We start from the raw sequence: 22171 nt of genomic DNA on the forward strand, positions 1-22171 counted from the left end.
AACGAGATGCTTCGCTTGGATATGGAACCAGCGGGTAGGTGGTCAGTGAGCCACTCCAGGTGAAACCATCGAAGACCTGAAGGGGATACGAAAAGAGCGCCGCTTAAGGACGCTCCTGGAAACTCTTGATTGTGAGGGAGGCTTACGCCTGGGTCAGTATCCGGTGGATTTGCATACGGGAGACACCAAGGGCCTTAGCGATGGCTGATGGTCCGTGACCCTCTACCTTCATCTGTATGACAGTCTCACGGTCGATACGGGTCTTACCGCCTTTGTAAACACCAGCCTTCTTCGCCTTAGCGATGCCATCCATCTGACGCTCTTTGCGGAGGTTGGTCTCGAATTCAGCGAAGACACCAAGCATGTCCAGGAAGGCTTTACCGGCTGCTGTGGAGGTATCGACAGATTGATCAGTAGCTTTGAGGGCTGCACCCTTGGCCCTGATAGCCTTAACGATGTCTTGGAGGTCACCAACGGATCGGGCCAAGCGGTCAATCTTAGTGACCATCAACACATCGCCAGGATGAAGGAATGCCAGAAGGGTATCAAGCTCCTTACGTCCTTCACGGGTGGTCCCGCTCATCTTCTCCTCACGGACGATAGTGCATCCTGCCTGGGTCAGCTTCTCAACCTGAGTGGTCAGATCCTGATCCGTGGTGCTGACCCGTGCGTATCCGTAAGTAGCCATCTGTAGGTCCCCTTGCTGTAACATCAGCCTCTAGACCTACGTAACATGGCGTAACATCAATCCAAGTCGATCCTGATGTTACACTCTTAAGCGTAACATTTAAGTGTCACCCTGAGGTATACTGTGATGTGACAACAGACCTAATGACAGAGACCATTGAAGCAGTCAGGATCTTCTGGCTTGACCTGGGTGGTTGGGCAGTTCCCTGAGACGAAGACCGTTCGTCACCTTGAGAGGATCAGGAGGCAACCCCTCCCGGTCCTCTTCCTTTGAGGCGGGGGGTGGCACGGGGGGAACCTCCCGCAGCGTATTTATTGATACCTTCTCATAAATTTTTAGCAGATATTTTGAGGTCCCCTCAGGGGCACCCTCAGGTCAGCCTATAGCTTACCCTAAGGTCATCTCTCTTATATGAAGACCATACTATCATTCATAATCTAGGATACCTTAGATGATATCTATATGATGATTATACCCTTATGGTCTTATCCTACGGTTAGACCCTTAGGTCGCCCTTAGGTTACCTATATGTATAATCTATATATCATCCCTAGGGGTAGGGTCTCTCTCCTATTACTCGGGATTTGTCTTATCTGGTGGGATCTAGTGGGAGTGTTTTTAAAAACACCATCCAGCTCAATGACTTAGGCCATGGGCCTTCATCAAGACCACAGCCCTCATGGCTGCACATGCCACAGCCTTCCTCTGGAGGTCATCCATAGGCTGGCCTGTACCCCTTCAGTCTATTGAACTGAGAACGCCGGTGGGCTGTTAGCTCAATGCCTAGTGTGCAACCTGCCCCAGCCCGCTAGGTGCCTTACTTGGCCCCTAAGTGAGAGCCTCAGGTCCAATCCCTGGGGCTCTTTGCTTTGAGGAGGTCCGTGTCACAGACAGGCATTCTTGGTCAGATAGAGCTAGTACCTACCGAGACAGGATCACCGTCAATGACGTGAGGACGACACTGGAATGGCCTCCAGAAGTGAGAAAGGCGACCCTCAGGGAGAGAGCCGCCTTAGAAAATTGCTGGAGGATTCGAGGGGTCTGGCGGACCGTAAGCCCGGGAGTGGCGTTATCCCTGCGCCTATAACTTTTTTAGGTGTTCGTGAGATTAGGCATCGAGAGCCTCAGGTCGCGACCTCCTGGGGCTCTCTTTCGTTCGACAAGGGGAATGTCAGTCCCGCTTCTCCTTCAGCCTGTCGAAAATCCAGCCATCTCCAGGCCCCAAGAGCACCGCCAAGCGTCCTTCCAGCCAGCCAGAAGACCGAGCCTGTCGAAGGTGAAAGAGAATGAGCGAACGCTAATCGTGAATTCCATGATAACCCACAAAGGTTGTTCGCGTGTTTGTTCATGAAGAACGTCATAATCCAGTCACGTTTCTGGGTAGCTTGGCGAGACGTTAGTCGAGACCATTACTGTCCACCCCTGCAGATATTCTCACGTAATCATTCACCTATGCAGGGGTGGATACTTTTATTTACCTGATATGACTCATGAAAAATTCTGTGTGATTCTAAAGACGCACAGGGAATTGTTCTGACTGAGCCTCTATGGCTCTACCCCCTTTGGACGTTTGATAGCTCTCTGCCTTACGGGCACGATCAGATGCGAGAAGAAATCTCCTTGAGCCCTCTAGCGGGGCTCTTTCTTTTTGTGATTGATCGGGGATTGGTCCTCAATCCCCACTCTCCACAGCCCTCATTGCAGCCTAGAACCCTCCCATCGACTCCTTCGTTGAACACATGAAAAGTTCTCATTCTGTTCACGTTGAGTCGGTCATGGAAAGCGGTAGGCGCAAGCTGACGGTTGAGCAGGTCCTTGAGGCCCGGTTGCGCTATGCGTCAGGAGAGCGGGATTTCAGCAGGTTCGCTCGTGACTACGGAGTGAGCCGTGAGGCCATCAAGGCTGCTGTCCTAGGGATGACATTCAAGGAACTGCCGATGCCACCCAAGAGGCCAGGACTGTTGGGGAGGTGACTATCGCAGACGGGCATTCTTGGTCGGCTAGGGGCGAAGACTTTACGAGGCAAGATCGCCGTGTGTGACGTGAGGGCGCGACCGGAAAGCGTCATCGAGAAACGATGAAGCCCCACCGATGAAGGCAGACCTGCTGGGTTAGTTAATCATCCCTCCTGCGATCATCACGCCACTTCCTCAGTTCAGAGATGATGTGAGGTGAGGCAGTGATCAGGGCAACGATGATTGACGAGAGCCAAGGGTCCAAGGCTGGGGTCTCCAAGAGATTCGTTAAAGACCCCTCTTACTAATACCGGTTTCACTGCCCTTCCGAGTCAGATTTCACACAGAACCCCTGACCACGGGCCTGAGGAGCCCGGTTCCAGATCCGGCCGTCAGCCTTGTTCCATGAGGCTTTCCACTTGCGGGTTCCGAAGTGGAGCCCAAGGCCATCAAGGATGAAGAATTTGGAACGAGTACGGATTTCGATAGACATGGTGTCGGCCCCCATAGGCGTTGATAGTTATCGCGTAATTGCGATGTCATGGTTACGCCATGAACCAACTGACCGCACAAAAAGGCCCCCGCAGGATTTGCCTGAAGGAGCCAGTGGTAAAACAGGGGGAGGAAACAGCTTTGAGGATATCACCGCCCGTCGGTGTTGATGTGCGGACGCGCACCTGAGGCACGGGCACTTTTCTTGGGGCACCCAAGAGTAGACCAAGACATGAGAAAGGGCCGCGCCTGAACTCTGATCCAGGTCTGCGGCCCTTGGCCCGTATACCCCTACGGATTACCTTAGCCGTATCTGATTTGGTTCAGTGCTGAACAGGTATCCACAAGTGGTACTGCCCTTGGCTTGTGCCAATTCATCAATCGTTCGTTTATTGTTGCTTATCAGCCATGATTTGCCCCTACGGCTGACCACTTGGGAGCGCCTTCGGGCGCTTTTCTTTTGCCCAGTAGGTCCTTTGACCCTGAAGTGCAACCGCGCAGGAAAGCTCTGTTTCCGCCAGATCAGTCTGCATCCTTTCTGAAGCTAGGGAGTTATTCTTCTACTTAGTTCGAAGTACCTCTGAGTTTGTAGTTACGGATGGGGACGGATGACCGAAGAAGAAATTGAAATGGTTGCGAACGAACTCGCCAAAATCGGAGGAGTTTCCTGGTATCCAGGGCGCAGCCGTGGCCTCCTCCTGAGGGTAGTGAGCGACCGATATCGGGACCGCGCCCGGATTGCAATTGCGGCCCTCGACCGCCTGAGGGCGAGGAAGGAGGCGGATGCACCACAACGCCTAACCTCTGAAACTCACATTTCCAGTGACCCCGCAAGATTCGGTTTCGACGATCAAGTCCGGGTTGGCTCCATTGTTGTGTACCGCCCTCCGGGCGATCAGAGAGCAATCCGGTGCCGCGTTGAGAAACTGGAGGATGGTCGGGCCTACTTGGTGCCGTGCCCGCATCCTGATGTTGGCTGGGTGCCTGTCGACAGCTTCGCCTTAAAGGTTGCAGATGATGACAGGAAGTGAACAATCGGCTGCCAAGGGGCGGACATGCGCTGTTTCTTTCACCTCGTGAACGGCCACGAGACCATCCTGGATGACACAGGCGTTGAAGTCCCGGACTTGGAGACGGCAAAGGCTGAAGCACAGAAGGCCATCAGCGAATTACAACAGGAGTACGATGGCGTAATCGATGACTGGATCGGTTGGCGGCTCGATATAGTATGCCCTGAGGGAACTCTTCTTTACTCGTTTCTCCTCAGCAAGTCCCTCCACTGATAAAGATCACATGCGAGAGCCTCCCGGCTCCGATGTCTTCTGGAGTTACTCGGTCTCGCGCGAGGATTTCAGGCGTGAGACTTGAGCCGGTTGAGGATGGCGCGAACATGCTCTCTGACTCGGGCGGCTTGTGCATCCTGGACCAAGCTCCCAGCGCTCTGAATGTCGAGCCGACGCCTGTCCTTGTCCTCCATCACGACTGCTCTTGGTTTGCGAGAACCAGTAAAAGGTGCGGGCAGGAGGTTCAGCTTGGCTTCACTCGTGGAGTACGTCCCGTTAGCACCATCGGATGCTGGCCGTTAGCGTCGGGCTCATCTGGCATGATCAGAATGGACACAGCATGTCCTTGAGAGGCCAAGGCATCTGCGGCATCAAAGGCCGAAGTCTCAGCTTCCTCTCGCGTGGAGTAGGAGATTTGTGTCCGATCTCTGTATGTGACCAACCACTCATTCTGCACCTGGAACACAACGAAACGCTCTACGGGCGTTAAGTGCATTGTTGCCTCCAGTGTTGCCTCCGGTTCGGAGCGTGATTGCGACAGTACCATGCCACTCCACCAAGGCGGGTGGCTGAATGGGATAGCCTGCTGACTACTAATATCAGGGTGGTTGTCCTGAAGGAGGTAGTTTTCCTACCGTTGCAAGCGCCTCTCGGCTGCTCCCGGTCCCGTAAGGTCACTTCCGCGAAGGCAGCGTCCAGGCACCTTGCTTGATGTCGCGCAAATTTCAGATCTCGGGACAGATGAGGCGGTCAAACCCTTACGGCATCAGGCATTGAGCTCGATTGTGCCTTGGTTCACGCGGGGTGGTTGGGACTCCAGTGCTTGGGCCATACCCGCAGGGGTTAGGTCCTGCCTCCCATGTTCCACAATGCCGCTAAACGGCTTGTTGTTGATGTTGGACTTGGGGCTGCAGTGAACGCTCCTGGAAATCTCACAGTACGTGTTATGAGCTACGCTCTTAAAGAGGAGGGAGACTCGACTGCGATGAAGAGCTCCCTTCGACCGACAACTCGCATGTGGAGATCCTACAGGCCAGCTTAACAGCAACGGCTTCGGCAGCGGTCTATCATGTAGCCAAATACGGAGCATCAATGCTGACAAACTTCATGTTGTGGTACTCAGAGTTGAAGCTGCTCGACAGGTTAACCGTATCGGCGTTCATAGGGTTAGTCCTCACGGCTGTAGCGGTGCTGGTACCCAGAATAATTGGGATACTTGGCGGATGAGGTTTCAGCCAGCCATCGCTTCCTCTGGTGGATCCGGCAATGGCATCCAGTGGGTTGCCACGACTACTCCGTGGCTCTGGTCGATCCAAATCCCTCGATGTGGAGACCAGTAGCCCACCGTGCGGTCTGACCATGCTGTGAAGATCAGGACAGGCGATCCATCCCGAGGCGCTGTTTCGATCGGCATCCACCGACCAAAGGTGTGCAGATTAGTCGATCTCAAGATCCAGTTGCGCGCTTCTCACCCGTTCCTGCTTCTCCAGTCGCCCCAACAGCGCAGCGAGCCGCTCTGGCAGGGGCTCCCTCATTGACTTCTCGTACTGGGCTCGCAGGTCCCGGCCGAGTTGAGTACGCAGTTTCAGATCCCAGAAACTGGGGTTCAGTGAACTACCTAAGTCTCCTCGCCACTGACGCTCGTCCTTGATCAGCATAACGTGCTCACCTCCGCTGAACGGTTTTCCTAGGTTCAGCGTGATCTTTGTTACCGTTGGGGAGGGGAACCCCTGGAAACGATTGAAGTTTCAGCGTGACGTTAACACAAGTTAGTCTCTACTGGTGCCATCTGCTGTTTGTCGCTCAAGGTTTTCTGCGAAGTCGCCGATTAGTCGCTAAGCCTTGTATCGAGGGAACCGCTTCAACGCCTCTGCCATATCGATCAGCGTTGGTTGCCCATATGACCGCGCCACGTTGAGCGGAGCGTGTCCGGTGATTTCGTCCGAGACCCTCTCACTGATCCCACTGCGGTCAGCGATCTGCTTGAACGTGTGACGCCAAGCGTGATTCGGCCTTAATTCAGGGTCATCAACTCCGATCTCACGGACCCACTCTGCAAGGTGATTACGAGTCTTAACCGATTGAGACTGTCCCGGTTTGGTTGGATCGCTTGGCTCAGACTTCCTACGAGCAGACGGCTGATAGAATAGGGGGCTGTTCCAACGGCTTTTACAAAGTCGATGAAGCCCTGTTCGATCAGATGCGCATGGAGTGGCGCTGTGCGAGCTTCCCCGGTCTTGATCGTGCCAGCTTCAGGAGCAAGGCGGATTGCCCACACACCATCCCGTTCAATCACATCAGATCCACGAAGTTGGGTGATCTCACCGGCACGGGCTCCGGTGTAGGCACAGATCCAAGGCACCCATCGCCGTGTGGCTCGGTAGTGAGCCGAGAGGCGGGCAGGAGGCTCTTGTAGGGTTGCCTTGAGGATCGTCTGGATCTCCTCAGAGGTGAACGCCTTGGTTTCCCGGTGCCTGACCTTGTTGGGGACGGTAACCTTCACCGTCTCGAACGGATTATGGTCGAGGTGTTTGGTTTCCTTGCCCCGCCGGAAGACTGTCTTAGCGGCGTTAAGCCATACTTCTTGAACCGTCTGGGCTGATCGGTCTTCCGTAATCGAGCCCTTTGCCCACTGGCGAGCGTCATCCTCAGTGATGTTGTTGGCATCCTTATCGCTGAAGTTCCCCTGCAAGTTCAGGAAGACCGCTCTCCACCGATCCACAGTCTGAGGACGGGGCTTCTTCTCCTTTACCCATGCCTCAAAGAGAGCCCATACGGTCATGCCAGAGGCTTTCCGATGCTCGAATTGAGGAAACTTCAAAGGAGTCTTATCAGGTGAATAGTCCCCGATGCTCCTTCGCCTGAGCGTTCCGATAGCTGTTACGAAGTCACCATGTAAGGCGTCGAGGAATTGAGCAGAAGCCTCATCAGTGAGAGTGATCCCCTTGAACGTTAGGAACTGGGGGACTTCCGCCAATGATGAAAGGGTTTCACGTATCCGCCGCTTGACCACTGGGGTAGGTTCCCAGTCCGGGTCATAGACCTCTTCCTCCGTTAGGGAGAAACGAGTGTAGATATCCCTCGTGATTTCGTCGTGGATCCGGTCCCAGTCTCCAGACGACAGAGGGTCTTCCTCATACTCCCTGATGAACCAGCCATACCCATTCACCAACGAGTGCAACAGCTTGACGGAAGGTTAGCGATTGGCCAGCACCATTAGTCTTGGCTCTTAAAGCTTCGATGCAGCTCGTGATGGTGGCGTCCCAGTCCCGAAGCTCTTGCTTGGCTCGGCCCATCGACATAGAAGCAGGACGCCTGAAGCCTGAAACGCTCCTCCTGGCACACCCCAAAGGCAGTTTTATAGGAATCGCGGATGTCCTTCGGGGTGTCTTTACGGGCAAACCAGTCACCGTTCGGAGCACGTTTGAGGGTAGTCATTGGAATTGCCATTTGTAGCGCCCTTTGTAGCGGTGGGGCGACCGAACCCTTTGAAGCACAAGAACTTCTTATGGGGCAAGCATTTCCAAGGAGGTTGGTGCGGACGGCGGGGGTCGAACCCGCACGGGCAAGGCCCGAGGGATTTTAAGTCCCTTGCGTCTACCGGTTTCGCCACGTCCGCATTGAGGATGAGGGTTACCGGGCTCTTGCGAGGAGCGCAAGTCTGCTGCGCTCCCCAGATCATTACTCCGGTGTCCGGAATCCGTAGATCCAGTCGTACCGGTTGGACATGCTCTCAGGTCCAATCATCTGCATGATCTTGTCGCGGCCCAGGGCCACGAGAGAGCCTGAATGATAAATGCGCCCGTTCCGCCGTCCTTCGGCCTGGATGCGGGTGACACGTTCAAAACGATGCTCTTGATAATCCGACAGCGCCTGCACGACGTTCTGCGGATTCCGGGCCAGAAGAGCGCTGAGGGTTGCTGCATCCTCGATGGCCAGCGCCGCGCCTTGCGCCAGGAACGGCAGAACCGGATGGGCGGCATCGCCCATGAGCGCGATGCGGCCCTGAGAGAGTCGCTTGATGGGATGGCGGAACAGCGACCATCGCAGCCATTCCTGCGGCTTCTTCAGGAGCTCGCGCAGGGCAGGGGTTGCGGCGCTGTAATAGGCGAGAAGATCCTCGGCTCGGCCAGGCGCGGCCCAGCCCTCGACGGGCTCATCGGTCTTCACAATAGCGACCACATTGATGAGGTGGCCGCTGAAGATCGGATAGTGCACAACATGGCCTTTGGTGCCGAGCCAGAGGCCGGTCTCATTGCCGGCCAGTTCCGGTGGCGCGATCTTGCGATCGAAAGTGGAGCGCCAGGCGACATAGCCGTGAAATGTCGGGAGAGCCTTGTCGCCGATGGCCCGTCGGACCTTCGACCAGACACCGTCGGCACCGATCACCACGTCAGCCGTCATGCCCTCGCGCGAGCCGTTGGAAGAAGTCCAGATGAGTTCGGCGCGATCGAGCCCGTCGCGCACCTCTTCGACCTTGCGCCCTGTGATGATGCGGATCGAGGGCTCGGAGCGAACGGCGTCGAGCAGGATGGTCTGCAGGTCCGCTCGGTGAATGACCCAGTAGGGCCCACCGTAGCGCTGCTGCATGTAGGCACCGAGGGCAATTTCCCCGATGCGCTTGCCGGATGAGAGGCCGCGCACGACCACGCGGTCCGGCATCGTCGCGACACGGCGCAGGGCGGGGCTCAAGCCCAGCCTGGCCAAGATGCGGCTGGCATTGGGCGAGAGCTGAAGGCCCGCTCCCACTTCGCTGAAGCCTGTGCGACGCTCGATGAGCGTCACGGAATGGCCCTGGCGGGCAAAGCTCAAAGCTGCCGTCAGGCCGCCGATCCCGGCGCCGACAATGGCGATGGTGAGGCCGGACACCTTAGCGCGAGGAAGCGTCGGTGGCGAAGTCAGGCTCCCAGACGCACTCCGCCGGGCGAGCTTCATCGGGCTTCAGGGAAGGATCGTACTTGAAGAGAGTCGAGCAGTAGGAGCAGATCGTCTCGTTGTCATAGCCCATATCGATGAAGATATGGGGATGATCGAAAGGAGGCGTGGCTCCGATGCACATGAACTCCTTCGAGCCCACGTGAATGACGGGAACGCCCGGATCGTTGTGGAAGTGGGGTGTGCCTTTGTCAGCCATTGCCGTTGCTCTGAAGCGGTGAAATTTGCGCGCACCATAATGGCCGGATGGCCATGCGCCTAGAGCAAAAATTTGCTCCTATCGCAGGTGTGCATGGCTGGCCCGCGAGGCATCGAACGTCTGCTGGGCGGTCAGCACCGCATCGATGTTCTCCTCGGCCCAATGGGCCAGGGCGGCCACGGTCCTGGTCAGCGTCTGGCCTAAGGGCGTCAGGGAATATTCCACCGTTACCGGCACCGTGGGGAAGATTTGCCGGCGGATCAGCCCGTCCCGTTCGAGGTTCCTCAGGGTCTGTGTCAGAACCTTCTGAGAGACGCCCTCGATGTCCCGGCGCAGCTGGTTGAAGCGCACGGGCTCCTCCCGCAGGCGGTTGAGCACCAGAAGGGCCCATTTGTCGGCAAGCCGGTCGAGAACCAAGCGGGTCGGGCAGTTCTTCGCATAGACGTCGTAGGTGGTCATCTCCGTCTCCGGTCTCACACCCACCTGGTTTCCTCCAGGTGACCATGGCACTTTAAGGTGCGTTCTTTACAGCAACATATCCGAATGTCAGTCAATATTCCGGATAGGCACCTAGTACCTATTGGAAACCAACCTATCAGGAGATGACGATGGCAGGAAAGATTTTGGTTCTTGGCGCAACGGGCAATGTTGGCAAGCCGCTGATAGCCGAGCTGGTAGCCAAAGGCGAGCCGGTGAAGGCGGCCTCCCGCTCGGGCAACCCGGTGAGCGGCGCCGAGGGCGTTAAGTTCGATTTCGCCGATCAGGCAACCTATGCCCCAGCCCTGGAGGGCGTCGATCGCGCCTACGTTCTGGCACCCACCGGTACGCTCGACATTCCGGGTACCCTGTTACCGTTCCTGAAGCTCGCGATCGAGCGCAAGGTGAAGATCGTGCTGCAATCGGTCTTCGGCGTCGATGCGGATGACAGCATCCCGTACCGCCAAGTCGAGCTCTTCCTCGAGCGTTCCGGTACGCCTTATGTGATCCTGCGTCCGAACTGGTTCACCGACAATTTCCAGATCTTTTGGCTCGAGGGCATCAAGCACGGCGTGATTGCGGTTCCGGCCGGGCAGGGCAAGTCGAGCTTCATCGACGTACGCGATATTGCTTCATCCGCCGCTGCCGCGCTGACCTCGAACAAGTTCGATGGTCAGGCCTTCAATCTCACCGGTCCGGAGGCGCTGAGCTATGGCGATGCGGCTGCGGTCCTCTCGAAGGCGTCGGGCCGATCGATTGCCTACAAGGCTTCGTCCGATGCCGAGTTCGTCACGATGCTGGTCAATGCCGGCGTGCCGAATGCTTATGCGGAGTTCCTCGCCTCGATCTTCCATCCGGTTCGCGAAGGCTGGACGGCTGCCGTGTCGAACGCGGTCCAGACTCTCACGGGCAAGGCTCCGCGCTCCGTCGAGGCCTATGCCCAGGAACATGCGGCCATCTTTGCGGCCTGATGACCCAGGACTTCGGCGTCCGGCAGACCTGTTGCCGCGAGCGTTGCATTCGGGAGGGCGGGTGCTTAGGTTGCGCCGCAATCGACACCAGCTCTCCAGATTGTCCATGCGCTATTTCAACTCCGACGGCGTCAGCATCGCTTACATCGACGTTCCTCCCCACGAGGGGCAGGGCGATCCGATCCTGCTCATTCACGGCTTCGCATCGAACCATGCGGTGAACTGGGTCAACACGCTGTGGGTGAAGACTTTGACGCGCGAGGGCTATCGCGTGATCGCCCTCGACAATCGCGGACATGGCGAGAGCGAGAAGCTCTACGACCCCGAAGCCTACCATTCCTACCGCATGGCGGAAGATGCGCGTCGCCTGCTCGATCATCTCGAGATCGAGCGCGCGGATGTGATGGGCTATTCCATGGGAGCGCGCATCACGGCGCATATGGCGCTGGCGTCGCCGGAACGGATGCGCTCCGCCCTTCTGGGCGGCCTCGGCATTCACTTGATCGACGGCGTCGGTCTGCCGCTCGGCATCGCCCATGCCATGGAGGTGCGCTCCCTCGACGATCTGACCGATCCCATGCAGCGCATGTTCCGTGCCTTCGCGGAGCAGACCGGCAGTGACCTGAAGGCGCTCGCGGCCTGCATTCGCGGCTCGCGTCAGGCGCTGACGAAGGAGGAAGTGGCCTCCATCACGCTTCCGACGCTGGTGGCTGTCGGCACCAACGATGACGTGGCAGGCTCCGGGCCCGAACTCGTGAAGTTCTTGCCGAACGCAACCGCGCTCGACATTCGGGGCCGCGATCACAACCTCGCCGTCGGCGACAAGGTGCACAAGCAGGGCGTGCTGGAGTTTTTGAGCAAGAGGCCTTGAGCGTAGCACTCCACTTGCCCTTGCCCTTGTGGGCGGGGTGGTGCGACCGGGTGAGAAATTGAACGCGGTCGCTCCCCGTCGTCCCCGGACTTGTCCCGGGGATCCACGTCTTGTTGGCGCAACGTTTCTGAAGACGTGGATGGCCGGGACGAGCCCGGCCAGGACGCAATCTTGCTATCGCGCTTACCGGATTACGTGGAGCGCTCCGACTTTCCGCCCCTACCCTTAGTTTCCCACAAGGCACAGGGAAGAGCGACGGGCCGTTGATTTGAGGTCTCGTTCTCCCACCTTCCTCACGAAGGAGAGGTGGATGACCAGACTCGATAGCGCCATCCGACGACTGACGGCTCAGCGCGATCTCTTGGATTGGGCGACGAGCAGGATCAGCCCTCAAGGACTGGTGCTCGAACTCGGCCTTGGCAACGGGCGCACCTACGATCACCTGCGCAGTCGGCTGCCGGGACGCGAGATTTATGTGTTCGAGCGCTCGCCCGCAGCTCATCCCGACTGCATTCCGCCCGATCCATATCTGCTCGTCGGCGACGTGTTCGAGGCCTTGCCGCGTTTCATCGAGCGCTTCGGCTCAGGCTGCGCGGCGCTCGTTCATACCGATATCGGCTCAGGCGATGAAGAGGCCAATCGCCAACTCGCGAGGCGACTCGCGCCGCTGCTCGAAAACCTGCTGCAGCCGGGCGGTCTTCTTCTCGCCGACCGCGCCTTCGAGCTTGCCTGCTGCAAAGACATTTCATCTGAAACAGGCGTCGCCGAGGGCCGCTACTTCGTCTATCGCCGCTAGATTTTTTCGGTGCAGTGGATCAGGTTCACCTTCAAAAATGCGGCCCAGCAAACAAGACAGCTGATTCCATGCCGAGGGAAACAGCTCTAAGGATCAGCGCCCCGTGAAAACGGGCTGACGTTTCTTGAGAAACGCTGTGCGTCCTTCGACGGCGTCGGCGCTGTCGAAACATTGATCGGCCAAGGCGACGGGATCAATGTTCGGGTGCCCGATGCCCATGGCGGCGTCGATAGCGGCTTTCGCGGCGCGGATCGTGAGCGGCGCGTTCCTCGCAATGTCATGCGCAAGAGCGAGAACGGCATTCTCCAGGCTGCTATCGGGCACCACGCGCTGGACGACACCAAGGCGCTGCGCCTCGTCCGCGCCGATGCGGCGGGCCGTGTAGAACAGGTCCTTGGCCGCCGGTGCGCCGACCGTGGCCGTGATCAGCTTCATCGCTCCTGGCGGATAACCGACGCCGAGGCGCGCAGCCGGAATGCCGAAGGTGGCATTCTCGGAAGCGATGCGAAGATCGCAGGAGAGCGCGAGTCCGAAGCCTCCGCCGAGGCAGAAGCCGCGAATCATGGCAATCACCGGCTTCGAGCAATGGGCAACGGCCCAGAAGGCCGCCTCGTTGATGGCTTCATAAGCTCGTCCTCCCTCGGCATCGGCCCGCACGGTCTCGAATTCCGCGATGTCGGCACCGGAGGCAAAGGACTCCGTTCCTGCGCCGCGCAGGATGACCACCCGCACACGCTCATCCTGATCCAGGCTCGAGATGATTCCCGGAAGGGCCTGCCACATTCCGAGGTCAACGGCATTGTGCTTGGCCGGATTGTTGATGGCGAGCATTGCGACGGGGCCGTCGATGGAGGTGGTGAGCTTGGGCGAGACAGGCGAAAAAGAGGCGTTCATGATGTGAGCGGATCTATGGTAAGGGGCTGAGGCTTCTTATGTATGCGGTTTGGATGCTTATGCCGGCAGGGAGATTATCATGACGCAGACCCGCTTGAAGTCCGGGAACCCGGATTTTCTTGCCGGCAAGGTCGATCCGATCTGGAATCGTCTCCGCACCGAGGCCGACGCCATCGTTCAGCGCGAGCCCGCTTTGGCTGGACTTATCCTGAGCGCCATCCTTCATCAGCCGAGCCTTGAAGCGGCGGTGATCCACCGCGTCGCATCGCGCTTGGGGCACACGGCCTTGCCTGCGGACATCATCGAGCAGGTCTTCCTGGAGGCTGTGGAGCAGGACAAAAGCATCGGCCAGGCCTTCCGCGCGGATATCAACGCCGTGCTCGACCGTGATCCGGTCGTCACCCGGGCTATCGAGCCCGTGCTCTATTTCAAGGGCTTTCACGCCATTCAGACGCACCGTCTGGCCCATTGGCTCTGGACCAAGGGACGGGAGGATTTCGCGCTCTATCTCCAAAGCCGCTCGTCTGACACCTTTCAGACCGATATCCATCCGGCGGCCCGGATCGGGCATGGCATTTTCCTCGATCACGCCACTGGCCTCGTGGTCGGCGCCACCGCCGTCATTGAGGACAACGTCTCCATGCTCCAGAACGTGACTCTCGGTGGCACCGGTAAGGAGCGGGGCGACCGCCATCCCAAGATCCGGCACGGCGTGCTGATCGGGGCCGGGGCCAAGATCCTCGGCAATATCGAAGTCGGCCATTGTGCGAGAATCGCCGCCGGGTCCGTGGTTCTGAAGCCCGTGCCCCACAATGCGACGGTGGCGGGTGTACCGGCCAAGGTCGTCGGCACGGCCGGATGTGACGAGCCCGCCCGCGCCATGGATCACCTTCTCTCGGAGGCGGATGGCATCTGACGGGGAAAGGACCCAACTCCGCTTGCCCGCGTTGGCCCGGCATGGCAATGGCTGAGGCCGGAAACGAAAGAAAGGACCTGTAGTGGATAAAACGGAGATGGCGAAAGTCGAACGCTACCTGCGTCAGACCTTTGCGAACCACTCGATCCGAGTTGTCGGTCGCCCCAAGAAGACCGACTCGGCGGAGGTTTATATCGGTGAGGAATTCGTCGGCGTTCTCTTCGTCGATGACGAGGATGGAGACCGCTCCTACAACTTCACCATGGCTATCCTCGATACGGACCTCGAGGACTAAGCGGCATCATTCGCGGCAGAACCCCCAGGTTCTGCCGTTTTCAGTTAAGGCGAGCCATGCCGATCTACAGCCTCGATGATGTTTCTCCGATCCTACCTGAAGCGGGCCGTTTCTGGATCGCTCCCGATGCCCATGTGATCGGCAAGGTGCAGCTTGGCAACGACGTGGGCATCTGGTTCGGAGCCGTGCTGCGCGGCGACAATGAGCTCATCGATATCGGGGAGGCCACCAATATTCAGGAAGGGGCCTTGCTCCACACGGATATGGGCGCGCCGCTCACGGTCGGTGCCGGTTGCACCATCGGGCACAAGGCGATCCTCCATGGCTGCACCATTGGCGAGAACTCCCTGATCGGCATGGGGGCAACCGTGCTCAACTATGCGCGGGTCGGCGCGAACTGCCTCGTGGGAGCCAATGCGCTTCTCACAGAGGGAAAGGAGTTCCCGGACAATTCCCTGATCGTCGGCGCACCGGCCAAGGCGATCCGTGTGCTGGACGATGCCGCTATCGAGAAGCTGCGCTGGTCGGCGCAGAACTATGTCTCGAACTGGAAGCGCTTCGCAAAAGGAATGAGGCGGATCGACTGACCCGCCTCATGCTTTGAATTCGGAAGATGGTAACCGGCGTTCAAGCGCTGGTTTTTTGTTTTAGCGGTTCGCGGTGGTGGTTGGCGAGGTGGCGATGCCGCCCAGCGAAACCCAGCCAACCGTGTCCTGGCTCTCGCGCTTGATGTAGACGTAGCCCGTACGGCTCCAGGGAAGGACTGAGGAGGTCTTATTGTCGAGCACGTAATCGCCGCGATTGGTGCGAATCACCAGCACCGCATGGCCTTCGCCGAGCTCGTCGATCACGACGGTCATGCGCATGGCGCGGCGGGGAAGGCCGTTCTCGGAGAGGATTTTGCGCTTGAGGAGCTGGAAGTCCTCGCAGTCGCCACGACCGTCATCTGGAAAGCCCCAGATATCGATGGTGCCCCAGTGGTCCGCATCGGTCACGGCCTTGACGCTGGAGTTCACGCGCTGGTTCACGGACACGATGGTCTTCCAGACCTGCGGGGTCAGGTCGACGACTTCCGGCTCCGTCACATCGACGGCGCATTCTCGAGGATTGCTGTCGCAGAACTTCGACCACGCCACGAGAGGCTTGGCCGCACCAATGCTCGCGATCGGGTTGCTGGAGGCGGGCAGGGAGGCGAGGGTCTGAGCCTGGGCTGCGCCACCTGCGAAAACAACGAAAGCCGAAACGAAAGCTGCTTTGATGAAATTAGTTGAGAAGGAAAACTTCCCATTAAGGCCGCTGAAAAAGCCGTCTTTGAAATAATCCTGCCGCATGCCCCACCAGCCGGTTAATGTTCTTTTAACCAAACTGACATGGTTGCATTTCAGGCTCAAGCGGAAAGTAAAAGGTGAGTTAACGCGTCGCGCTCGAACGTGGTTCCTTTATAGTTAACAAAAAGTATGAGTCCCGGCTGCGATGAGGAAAGCATTCCTCTGGGTTATCGGAAGATACGGCTAAGCATATGGTTTTGCTTGCGCTGCAGACCACATAGAAGGCTTAAGTTAGAAAGATCGTCGCCCGCTGTCCGCTCCGATTCCTTCATGCTGACAGCCCATGAAAAAGTTGTCCATGCCCATGCGTCAGCTCCGTGCCCGCGAGCCGATTTTTAATCTGCCGTCGGTCGTGACCTTCAGCATTCTCGCTCTGGTGGCAATCCATGCGCTCCGCATGTTCTTCTTCTCCGAAGAAACCGATTTCCAGACGATCATCGATTGGTCCGTGATCCCCGCCCGCTGGGCAGTCGCCTACGGAGGCGTGGAGAGCCAGGACATCGTGCGGCTTATGCAGGACGGGGCATCGGAAGACGCTCTGGAGCCCCTGGCCGGTCTTGCTCAGTACATCCTGGGCGACGGCGAGGGACGCCCCTGGACGGCGCTGACCTATGCGTTCCTGCACGGCTCCTGGGCGCACGTGCTCCTCAACAGCATCTGGCTTGCGGCCTTCGGCACGCCCGTTGCGCGGCGCTGTGGGAATGGACGGTTCTTTCTTCTCTCGGCGCTCTCCGCGATCGGCGGCGGCGTGCTTTACGCAGCGATGAACCCGATGCAGGTCATCCCTATGATCGGGGCTTCCGGGGCTGTTTCCGGCCTGATGGCTGCCGCTTCCTGGTTCATCTTCGCGCCTGCGAGCTGGCATTGGGAGGGACGGCTCGCCGAACCGCATGAGCGGCCGCGCCAAGCTTTGGCCGACCTGGTCCGCAACAGGCCGTTCCTGATCTTCCTCATCGTCTGGTTCGGCACCAACTATCTCTTTGCTTTCATTCAGCCGATCGGCCTCGCCGAGGGGAGCGTTGCCTGGGAGGCCCATGTGGGCGGGTTCCTGGTGGGGCTGCTCATTTTCCCTTGGCTTGATCCCATCCCCGCACGTGGGAGGCGTATCTCGGCTTGAAAGTGCTGGGGTTTCGCTCAATCATCCTATGACTGACGCAGGGTCATCCCTCGTTCATGGGAGAGCCCCTCTGAAAGCCGAGCGGTTGCGAAGGCTCACGGTTCTTCGCCCCGCACAACGGGAGGAAAAGCATGAACGTCGATCGAATCCTTTCTGTGAAAGGACGCAATGTCGTCTCCATCGAAGCCGACCGCTCTCTGGGCGAAGCAGTGCGGCTTTTGGCAGAGCGCAGGATCGGTGCCGTTGTCGTGGTGGATGGTAGGCAGCCCGTGTCCGGCATTCTTTCCGAACGCGATATCGTCAAGGCTGTTGCCGCTCACGGGGCCCGGGCGCTCGATGAGCCCGTTTCCCGCTTCATGACAGGGCAGGTCGTCACCTGCACGAGCCGGAGTTCCGTCAACGATCTGATGGAGCTGATGACGCAGCAAAAGTTCCGGCACGTGCCCGTCGTCGAGGGAGGGCAGCTTGTCGGCATCATTTCCATCGGCGACGTGGTGAAGCAACGTGTCGAGGAGATCGAGGCCGAAAGTCAGGCGATCAAGGAATACATTGCGACCGCCTGATCACGCTCCTTGCGATTCCTGAATCAGCTCCAGAATATCCGGCAGGGCGCGTTCCGTGGCCTGTCGCCCCAGCGCGATGCATTCCTGTGCGCGATGGAACTCGAACAGCCCCATCTTCGCGAGCTTCGGCGCAACCATGACGTCCGGCGGGTCGCCGGCCAGGCGTGAGCGGGCGATGCGATCCTGCGTGATGTTGAAGGCATCCACCATCACGGTTGCCATGCCGGGAGCATTGGGGAGCTTGCGCTGCTTTTCTGCACGCGAAGCCGAGAAGAGGCTCCATTTGCGTGGCGCGTCCTCGATGACCTCCTCGATCTCCTGCTCGTCGGTGGTCGGCTCCGCATCGTAGGACTGGATCACCGTCCCCCGCACGCGCACTTCACCGTTGAGGTTCACACAGATCACGAGATCTGCGCCGAGAGCGCGGGCAGCGGTGATCGGAATCGGATTCACGAGCGCGCCGTCCATGAGCCACCGCCCCTTGATCAGAACGGGATCGAACACACCAGGCAGGGCATAGGAAGCCCGCATCGCTGGCACGAGCGGACCACGGGTCAGCCAGATCTCGTGGCCGCTCGTGAGTTCGGTGGCGATGGTGCAGAATTTGATGGGCAGCGCCTCGACGCGACGGTCCGTCAGATCCTGGTCGAGGAGGCGCTGCAGGCGTCCACCTGCAATCAAGCCCGCTCCGCTGAAGTGAAAATCGAGCAGGCCCATGACCCGCCGCTTCGTGAGGGACAGGGCGAAGGCTTCGAGTTCATCGAGCTTGCCGGCCGCATAGCAGCCGCCGACCACGGCGCCGATGGAGCAGCCGGCGATCACATCGGGGATAATGCCCGCCTCTTCGAGAACGCGCAGGACGCCGATATGGGACCAGCCCCTCGCTGCGCCGCCGCCAAGGGCCAAGCCGATCCTCACCTTTGCGCGCGGGCTGCGCTCGACGGGCTGCCTGATCTCTTCAATGCTCCCGCCGCCGCCTCCTGACCCGGCGCTGCGCCGGGCAATCCCGTCCCACAACATCGCTCAACTCCAAGGCCGTTCGTCCCATTCATGCGCCAAGCTGGTGAAGATCGTATGAATGGTGCCCTTAAGTTTCACTTAGGTCGCGTTTCGGAAATCTGAACAGTGGTGGCGAGCAGGGCCCGTTGCGACAAAATGCTGATGGTGAGGGAGAAGAGGATCAGCACGCCCAGCATGGATCGCAGGCCAAAAAGATCGCCGCCGAAGCCGATGAGCGGCGGCCCCATGAGGTAGCCGCCATAGCCCAGCGTTGCCACCATCGCGACGCCCACGCTCGGGGCGATGCCCGGCATCTGTCCTGCCGTGCTGAAGAGGACCGGCACCAGATTGGCGAGCCCGAACCCGACCAGCGCGAAACCGAGAGTGGCGGGGATCGGCTCCGATAGAAGGATGGCGAGGAGCAGGCCGGACGCTGCCAGCAAGCCGCCAAGCTGCACAGTACGAATGCGGCCCAATCTGCGCACGACGGAGTCGCCCAGGAAACGGCAGATGGTCATGGCAAGCGAGAAGGCGGCGAAGCCGCTCACCGCAGTTTGCAGGTCCGCGCCCGTGACGGTCTGCAGGTAGATCGCCGTCCAATCGACCATGGCGCCTTCCACGACGAAGCAGAACATGGCGAGCACGGCAACAATCACGACGGGTCCACGAGGCCAGGCGAAGCCATGGCCCTCGGCGTCTCCTGCCGGTTCAGTCTCTGTCATCATGCCGAAGGCTGCGGCTAGGAAGAGGGCGCCCATGCTGAGACAGGCGACCAGCAGGGTCGAGAAGATGGAGAGTTCGAGGGCGATCAGCAGTCCTGACAGCGCTGCGCCTGCCAAGCCGCCGAGGCTGAAAAAGGCGTGAAATGACGACATGATCGCCTTGCCCCAGGCTTTCTCCACAACCGTGGCATTGGTGTTCATCGAGATGTCGAGAGAGCCGTTGAATGCGCCAGCCAGGAAGGACGTGGCGACGAAGAGGCTCAAAGAAGGCGCAAGCCCGATCAGCAAAAGGCCCATCGTGAAGGCAAGAGCCGCAACGAGAGTCGCGAGCCTGCTGCCGATGATCGTGATCACCCAGCCGATGATCGGCATGAGCAACACCGCTCCAATGGAAAAGGCCAGAAGGCCGAGGCTGAGCTGTCCGTCAGACAGGCCAAGCTCGGCCTTGAAGCGGGGCAGCTGCGCGGCCCAGATGCCGATGCCGAAGCCATTGCCGAAGAAGGTGGCGCTGACGGCCGCGCGGGCCGGGAGAAGATCGCGTTGTGTCATGTAAAGGCTTTTAGCGGGCGCCGCCTGATTTGAAACCCACTGAGGATGGGAGAGAGCCCCTCATACCTGAGAGGCTAGCCTTCAAGCCTGAACGAGGCTCGCCTTTCCGTCGGTGGTGTCCACCTTCCTGTAGAAGCAGGAGCGGCGGCCCGTGTGGCAGCAGCCGCCGTCACCAGCGACATTCACCTTGAGCCACAGGGCGTCCTGGTCGCAATCGATCCGCATCTCGACGACGGTCTGGATCTGGCCGCTGGTCGCGCCTTTGTGCCAGAGCTCGCCGCGCGAGCGGGACCAGTACCAAGCCTCTCCGGTCTCGAGGGTCTTGGCGAGGGATTCGGCATTCATATGCGCGACCATCAACAGCTCGCCGCTCGCCGCATCCGTCGTCACGCAGGTGACGAGCCCATCCGCGTTGAAGCGCGGAGTGAGGACCGTTCCTTCTTCAAGGTCAGTCTTCGAGCCTGGAGCGGGAAAGGAGCTGGAGCAGGACGCGCACATGGGTTTCTCAAAAGAAGAGGCGGTTCACCTCAAGCCTTACCGTGTCTCACGAGCGTGAGGAAGCGCACCTGCTCAGCGGCGTCGTTGAAGGCGCCGGTGAACTGTGTCGTGAGGGTCATCGCGCCTGCCTTCTGCACGCCGCGCATGGACATGCACATGTGCTCGGCCTCGATCATCACCGCCACGCCGCGAGGCTCGAGATACTGCTCTATGGCTGAGGCGATCTGCGCCGTCATGGTCTCCTGGGTCTGGAGACGGCGGGCATAGACCTCCACGAGGCGGGCGAGCTTGGACAGCCCCACGACGCCCTTCGTCGGGTAATAGGCGATATGCGCCATGCCGTAGAAGGGCACCATGTGGTGCTCGCAATGGGAGTAGAAGGGGATGTCGCGCACGAGCACGATATCGTCGTAGCCTTCGACTTCGGCGAAGATTTTATTCAGGACGTCCTTCGGATCGTCCTGGTAGCCCGAATAGAATTCCTTGAACGCCTTCGCGACGCGCTTCGGGGTATCCTGCAGGCCTTCGCGCTGCGGATCGTCACCCGCCCAACGGATCAGGGTACGAACAGCTGCTTCGGCTTCCTCCCGGGTCGGGCGGTCGGCAGGCTTGTCGGCGGCTGAAATCAGACGCGGTGACAAGGACTTAACCACATCGTTCACGTGGAGCCTCTTTCTTAAACTAACACTGTGCGGAAGCGAGATGCTTCCGGCGCTCCTCATACCCGTCTTCCGTACCAAGCCAACATCTAGCCCTATCGCGGAGTTCGGTCATGCTCTCTATATAGGATGATGGAAACGTGGAGAACGTTCCCATCTATAATGTCATAGACCGGAATGCTGAACGATATCTATAGTCGCCGTATCCTCGAGCTTGCGGCCAATATTCCCCATCTCGGGCGGTTGCCCGAGCCGGACGCGTCGGCGACGGCTCGTTCGAAGCTTTGCGGCTCTACCGTGACGGTTGATCTGAAGCTGGATGGCAACGTCGTGACGGCTTTCGCCCATGACGTGAAGGCCTGTGCCCTTGGCCAGGCCTCCTCCGCCATCATGGGGCAGTATGTGATCGGCTCGACGACCGAGGAGCTTCGGGAGGTGAGGGAGGTCGCGACCCGGGTGCTCAAGGCCAATGCCGAGGCACCCGAGGGTAAGTGGGAGGACCTGAAGGTCCTGGAGCCCCTGCGAGACTACAAGGCCCGCCATGCGTCGATTCTTCTCACCTTCGATGCAGTGGTGGCCGCCCTCGACCAGATCGAGGCGCGACGGGCGAGAGGCAGGGAATAATGCCAAGTCCGGTCCAGCGGGCGGCCCATTGGGCGATCCGGGGCTATCAGCTGAGCTTGTCAGGTCTGATCGGCCGCCAGTGCCGACACCTGCCGTCGTGCTCGGACTACACGGACGAGGCGATCCAGAGGCACGGATTCTGGGCGGGTGGCTGGATGGGTTTTTCCCGTATCTGCCGCTGCGGGCCATTCGGTACCCATGGCATCGACCTTGTTCCTGAAACATTGCCCGAAGGCTCGGCCTGGTATAAGCCGTGGGCCTATGGTCGCTGGAGAGGCGTGAACGCTCCCCCGATCACCTGCGATTCGGTCGAACCTGACGGCGGCTGAGTTCGCCTTGT

Annotated in this window: 24 protein-coding genes and 1 tRNA gene; 12 read left to right on the forward strand and 13 right to left on the reverse strand. The window is 59.2% G+C overall.

What is annotated here, in order from left to right; translation table 11 throughout:
* Positions 1-142: 142 nt before the first annotated feature.
* Positions 143-688: a recombinase family protein gene (locus AA309_RS07405; RefSeq protein WP_047188415.1), complete on the reverse strand. Its 546-nt coding sequence runs from the start codon at positions 686-688 to the stop codon at positions 143-145.
* A 3055-nt stretch (positions 689-3743) separates the two neighbouring features.
* Here AA309_RS07405 and AA309_RS07420 point away from each other — a divergent pair.
* The gene (locus tag AA309_RS07420; RefSeq protein ID WP_047188380.1) at positions 3744-4166 is read left to right on the forward strand and encodes a hypothetical protein; all 423 of its coding nucleotides are present in this window, start codon (positions 3744-3746) and stop codon (positions 4164-4166) included.
* 24 nt (positions 4167-4190) lie between these two features.
* On the forward strand, positions 4191-4418 hold the full coding sequence (locus AA309_RS07425) for a DUF6894 family protein (RefSeq protein WP_047188381.1): 228 nt from the start codon (positions 4191-4193) through the stop codon (positions 4416-4418).
* Between the two features lie 1436 nt (positions 4419-5854).
* Here the strand turns inward: AA309_RS07425 and AA309_RS07435 are convergent.
* The 6 genes from AA309_RS07435 to AA309_RS07460 all read right to left on the reverse strand — a co-directional run bounded on the left by AA309_RS07435 (position 5855) and on the right by AA309_RS07460 (position 10011).
* Complete coding sequence (locus AA309_RS07435; protein ID WP_047188383.1) at positions 5855-6076, reverse strand: NepR family anti-sigma factor; 222 nt, start codon at positions 6074-6076, stop codon at positions 5855-5857.
* A gap of 356 nt (positions 6077-6432) precedes the next feature.
* Complete coding sequence (locus AA309_RS07440) at positions 6433-7587, reverse strand: site-specific integrase (RefSeq protein WP_160310414.1); 1155 nt, start codon at positions 7585-7587, stop codon at positions 6433-6435.
* Between the two features lie 364 nt (positions 7588-7951).
* Positions 7952-8037 (reverse strand) — tRNA-Leu (locus AA309_RS07445).
* A 62-nt stretch (positions 8038-8099) separates the two neighbouring features.
* Positions 8100-9287, reverse strand: a complete 1188-nt coding sequence (locus AA309_RS07450; protein ID WP_047188384.1) for an FAD-dependent oxidoreductase — start codon at positions 9285-9287, stop codon at positions 8100-8102.
* A 1-nt stretch (position 9288) separates the two neighbouring features.
* Complete coding sequence (locus AA309_RS07455; protein WP_047188385.1) at positions 9289-9552, reverse strand: zinc-finger domain-containing protein; 264 nt, start codon at positions 9550-9552, stop codon at positions 9289-9291.
* Positions 9553-9630: 78 nt separating this feature from the next.
* Positions 9631-10011 (reverse strand): winged helix-turn-helix transcriptional regulator, encoded by a 381-nt coding sequence (locus AA309_RS07460; protein ID WP_047188386.1) that lies wholly within the window; start codon positions 10009-10011, stop codon positions 9631-9633.
* Between the two features lie 149 nt (positions 10012-10160).
* Between AA309_RS07460 and AA309_RS07465 the strand changes: the two genes are divergently transcribed.
* From AA309_RS07465 to AA309_RS07475, 3 genes are all read left to right on the forward strand, one after another.
* Positions 10161-11000: an SDR family oxidoreductase gene (locus tag AA309_RS07465; protein ID WP_047188387.1), complete on the forward strand. Its 840-nt coding sequence runs from the start codon at positions 10161-10163 to the stop codon at positions 10998-11000.
* 106 nt (positions 11001-11106) lie between these two features.
* A complete protein-coding gene (locus tag AA309_RS07470; RefSeq protein WP_047188388.1) occupies positions 11107-11871 on the forward strand; it encodes an alpha/beta fold hydrolase in 765 nt (254 codons plus the stop codon).
* A 310-nt stretch (positions 11872-12181) separates the two neighbouring features.
* Positions 12182-12667: a class I SAM-dependent methyltransferase gene (locus tag AA309_RS07475; protein WP_047188389.1), complete on the forward strand. Its 486-nt coding sequence runs from the start codon at positions 12182-12184 to the stop codon at positions 12665-12667.
* Positions 12668-12760: 93 nt separating this feature from the next.
* Here the strand turns inward: AA309_RS07475 and AA309_RS07480 are convergent, their stop codons facing one another.
* Entirely contained in the window at positions 12761-13561 is an 801-nt protein-coding gene (locus tag AA309_RS07480; RefSeq protein WP_047188390.1) for an enoyl-CoA hydratase, read from the reverse strand.
* Positions 13562-13640: 79 nt separating this feature from the next.
* On the opposite strand from AA309_RS07480, the gene cysE reads away from it, so the two are divergent.
* The 3 genes from cysE (at position 13641) to AA309_RS07495 (ending at position 15359) form a co-directional block, all read left to right on the forward strand.
* Positions 13641-14477: a serine O-acetyltransferase gene (gene cysE / locus AA309_RS07485; protein WP_047188391.1), complete on the forward strand. Its 837-nt coding sequence runs from the start codon at positions 13641-13643 to the stop codon at positions 14475-14477.
* An 82-nt stretch (positions 14478-14559) separates the two neighbouring features.
* Positions 14560-14772, forward strand: a complete 213-nt coding sequence (locus tag AA309_RS07490; RefSeq protein ID WP_047188392.1) for a DUF3126 family protein — start codon at positions 14560-14562, stop codon at positions 14770-14772.
* Between the two features lie 56 nt (positions 14773-14828).
* Positions 14829-15359, forward strand: coding sequence for a gamma carbonic anhydrase family protein (locus AA309_RS07495; protein WP_047188393.1), 531 nt, complete (start codon positions 14829-14831; stop codon positions 15357-15359).
* A gap of 60 nt (positions 15360-15419) precedes the next feature.
* Here AA309_RS07495 and AA309_RS07500 read toward each other — a convergent pair whose 3' ends face one another.
* On the reverse strand, positions 15420-16103 hold the full coding sequence (locus tag AA309_RS07500) for a transglutaminase-like cysteine peptidase (RefSeq protein ID WP_047188394.1): 684 nt from the start codon (positions 16101-16103) through the stop codon (positions 15420-15422).
* 295 nt (positions 16104-16398) lie between these two features.
* Here AA309_RS07500 and AA309_RS07505 point away from each other — a divergent pair, with 295 nt between their 5' ends.
* Together AA309_RS07505 and AA309_RS07510 are read left to right on the forward strand one after the other, a co-directional pair.
* A complete protein-coding gene (locus tag AA309_RS07505; protein ID WP_047188395.1) occupies positions 16399-17217 on the forward strand; it encodes a rhomboid family intramembrane serine protease in 819 nt (272 codons plus the stop codon).
* 131 nt (positions 17218-17348) lie between these two features.
* Positions 17349-17780, forward strand: a complete 432-nt coding sequence (locus AA309_RS07510; protein WP_047188396.1) for a CBS domain-containing protein — start codon at positions 17349-17351, stop codon at positions 17778-17780.
* Here AA309_RS07510 and AA309_RS07515 read toward each other — a convergent pair whose 3' ends face one another.
* The 4 genes from AA309_RS07515 to folE all read right to left on the reverse strand — a co-directional run bounded on the left by AA309_RS07515 (position 17781) and on the right by folE (position 21210).
* Entirely contained in the window at positions 17781-18800 is a 1020-nt protein-coding gene (locus AA309_RS07515; protein WP_047188397.1) for a patatin-like phospholipase family protein, read from the reverse strand.
* 74 nt (positions 18801-18874) lie between these two features.
* The gene (locus AA309_RS07520; RefSeq protein WP_047188398.1) at positions 18875-20050 is read right to left on the reverse strand and encodes an MFS transporter; all 1176 of its coding nucleotides are present in this window, start codon (positions 20048-20050) and stop codon (positions 18875-18877) included.
* A gap of 81 nt (positions 20051-20131) precedes the next feature.
* Positions 20132-20548: a phosphoribosyl-AMP cyclohydrolase gene (hisI, locus tag AA309_RS07525; protein WP_047188399.1), complete on the reverse strand. Its 417-nt coding sequence runs from the start codon at positions 20546-20548 to the stop codon at positions 20132-20134.
* A gap of 29 nt (positions 20549-20577) precedes the next feature.
* A complete protein-coding gene (folE, locus tag AA309_RS07530; protein ID WP_047188400.1) occupies positions 20578-21210 on the reverse strand; it encodes a GTP cyclohydrolase I FolE in 633 nt (210 codons plus the stop codon).
* A 174-nt stretch (positions 21211-21384) separates the two neighbouring features.
* Here folE and AA309_RS07535 point away from each other — a divergent pair, with 174 nt between their 5' ends.
* Both AA309_RS07535 and yidD read left to right on the forward strand, forming a co-directional pair.
* Positions 21385-21831: an iron-sulfur cluster assembly scaffold protein gene (locus tag AA309_RS07535; protein WP_047188401.1), complete on the forward strand. Its 447-nt coding sequence runs from the start codon at positions 21385-21387 to the stop codon at positions 21829-21831.
* Positions 21831-22160 carry a membrane protein insertion efficiency factor YidD gene (gene yidD / locus AA309_RS07540; protein WP_047188402.1) on the forward strand — a complete coding sequence of 110 codons (330 nt, stop codon included), beginning with the start codon at positions 21831-21833 and terminating at the stop codon, positions 22158-22160. Before AA309_RS07535 ends, yidD begins: the two co-directional genes overlap by 1 nt.
* The last annotated feature ends 11 nt before the right edge of the window (positions 22161-22171 follow it).

Source organism: Microvirga vignae, from assembly GCF_001017175.1.
Lineage (GTDB): Bacteria > Pseudomonadota > Alphaproteobacteria > Rhizobiales > Beijerinckiaceae > Microvirga > Microvirga vignae.

Excerpts from the sequence above, each read along its gene's own strand:
- yidD (WP_047188402.1), top strand. The coding sequence starts at position 21,831 with ATGCCAAGTCCGGTCCAGCGGGCGGCCCATTGGGCGATCCGGGGCTAT.
- AA309_RS07520 (WP_047188398.1), bottom strand. The coding sequence starts at position 20,050 with ATGACACAACGCGATCTTCTCCCGGCCCGCGCGGCCGTCAGCGCCACC.
- AA309_RS07455 (WP_047188385.1), bottom strand. The coding sequence starts at position 9,552 with ATGGCTGACAAAGGCACACCCCACTTCCACAACGATCCGGGCGTTCCC.
- AA309_RS07500 (WP_047188394.1), bottom strand. The coding sequence starts at position 16,103 with ATGCGGCAGGATTATTTCAAAGACGGCTTTTTCAGCGGCCTTAATGGG.
- AA309_RS07475 (WP_047188389.1), top strand. The coding sequence starts at position 12,182 with ATGACCAGACTCGATAGCGCCATCCGACGACTGACGGCTCAGCGCGAT.
- AA309_RS07495 (WP_047188393.1), top strand. The coding sequence starts at position 14,829 with ATGCCGATCTACAGCCTCGATGATGTTTCTCCGATCCTACCTGAAGCG.
- AA309_RS07465 (WP_047188387.1), top strand. The coding sequence starts at position 10,161 with ATGGCAGGAAAGATTTTGGTTCTTGGCGCAACGGGCAATGTTGGCAAG.
- AA309_RS07435 (WP_047188383.1), bottom strand. The coding sequence starts at position 6,076 with ATGCTGATCAAGGACGAGCGTCAGTGGCGAGGAGACTTAGGTAGTTCA.
- AA309_RS07515 (WP_047188397.1), bottom strand. The coding sequence starts at position 18,800 with ATGTTGTGGGACGGGATTGCCCGGCGCAGCGCCGGGTCAGGAGGCGGC.
- AA309_RS07460 (WP_047188386.1), bottom strand. The coding sequence starts at position 10,011 with ATGACCACCTACGACGTCTATGCGAAGAACTGCCCGACCCGCTTGGTT.
- AA309_RS07405 (WP_047188415.1), bottom strand. The coding sequence starts at position 688 with ATGGCTACTTACGGATACGCACGGGTCAGCACCACGGATCAGGATCTG.
- AA309_RS07480 (WP_047188390.1), bottom strand. The coding sequence starts at position 13,561 with ATGAACGCCTCTTTTTCGCCTGTCTCGCCCAAGCTCACCACCTCCATC.
- cysE (WP_047188391.1), top strand. The coding sequence starts at position 13,641 with ATGACGCAGACCCGCTTGAAGTCCGGGAACCCGGATTTTCTTGCCGGC.
- hisI (WP_047188399.1), bottom strand. The coding sequence starts at position 20,548 with ATGTGCGCGTCCTGCTCCAGCTCCTTTCCCGCTCCAGGCTCGAAGACT.
- AA309_RS07420 (WP_047188380.1), top strand. The coding sequence starts at position 3,744 with ATGACCGAAGAAGAAATTGAAATGGTTGCGAACGAACTCGCCAAAATC.
- AA309_RS07470 (WP_047188388.1), top strand. The coding sequence starts at position 11,107 with ATGCGCTATTTCAACTCCGACGGCGTCAGCATCGCTTACATCGACGTT.
- AA309_RS07510 (WP_047188396.1), top strand. The coding sequence starts at position 17,349 with ATGAACGTCGATCGAATCCTTTCTGTGAAAGGACGCAATGTCGTCTCC.
- AA309_RS07505 (WP_047188395.1), top strand. The coding sequence starts at position 16,399 with ATGCCCATGCGTCAGCTCCGTGCCCGCGAGCCGATTTTTAATCTGCCG.
- AA309_RS07425 (WP_047188381.1), top strand. The coding sequence starts at position 4,191 with ATGCGCTGTTTCTTTCACCTCGTGAACGGCCACGAGACCATCCTGGAT.
- AA309_RS07535 (WP_047188401.1), top strand. The coding sequence starts at position 21,385 with ATGCTGAACGATATCTATAGTCGCCGTATCCTCGAGCTTGCGGCCAAT.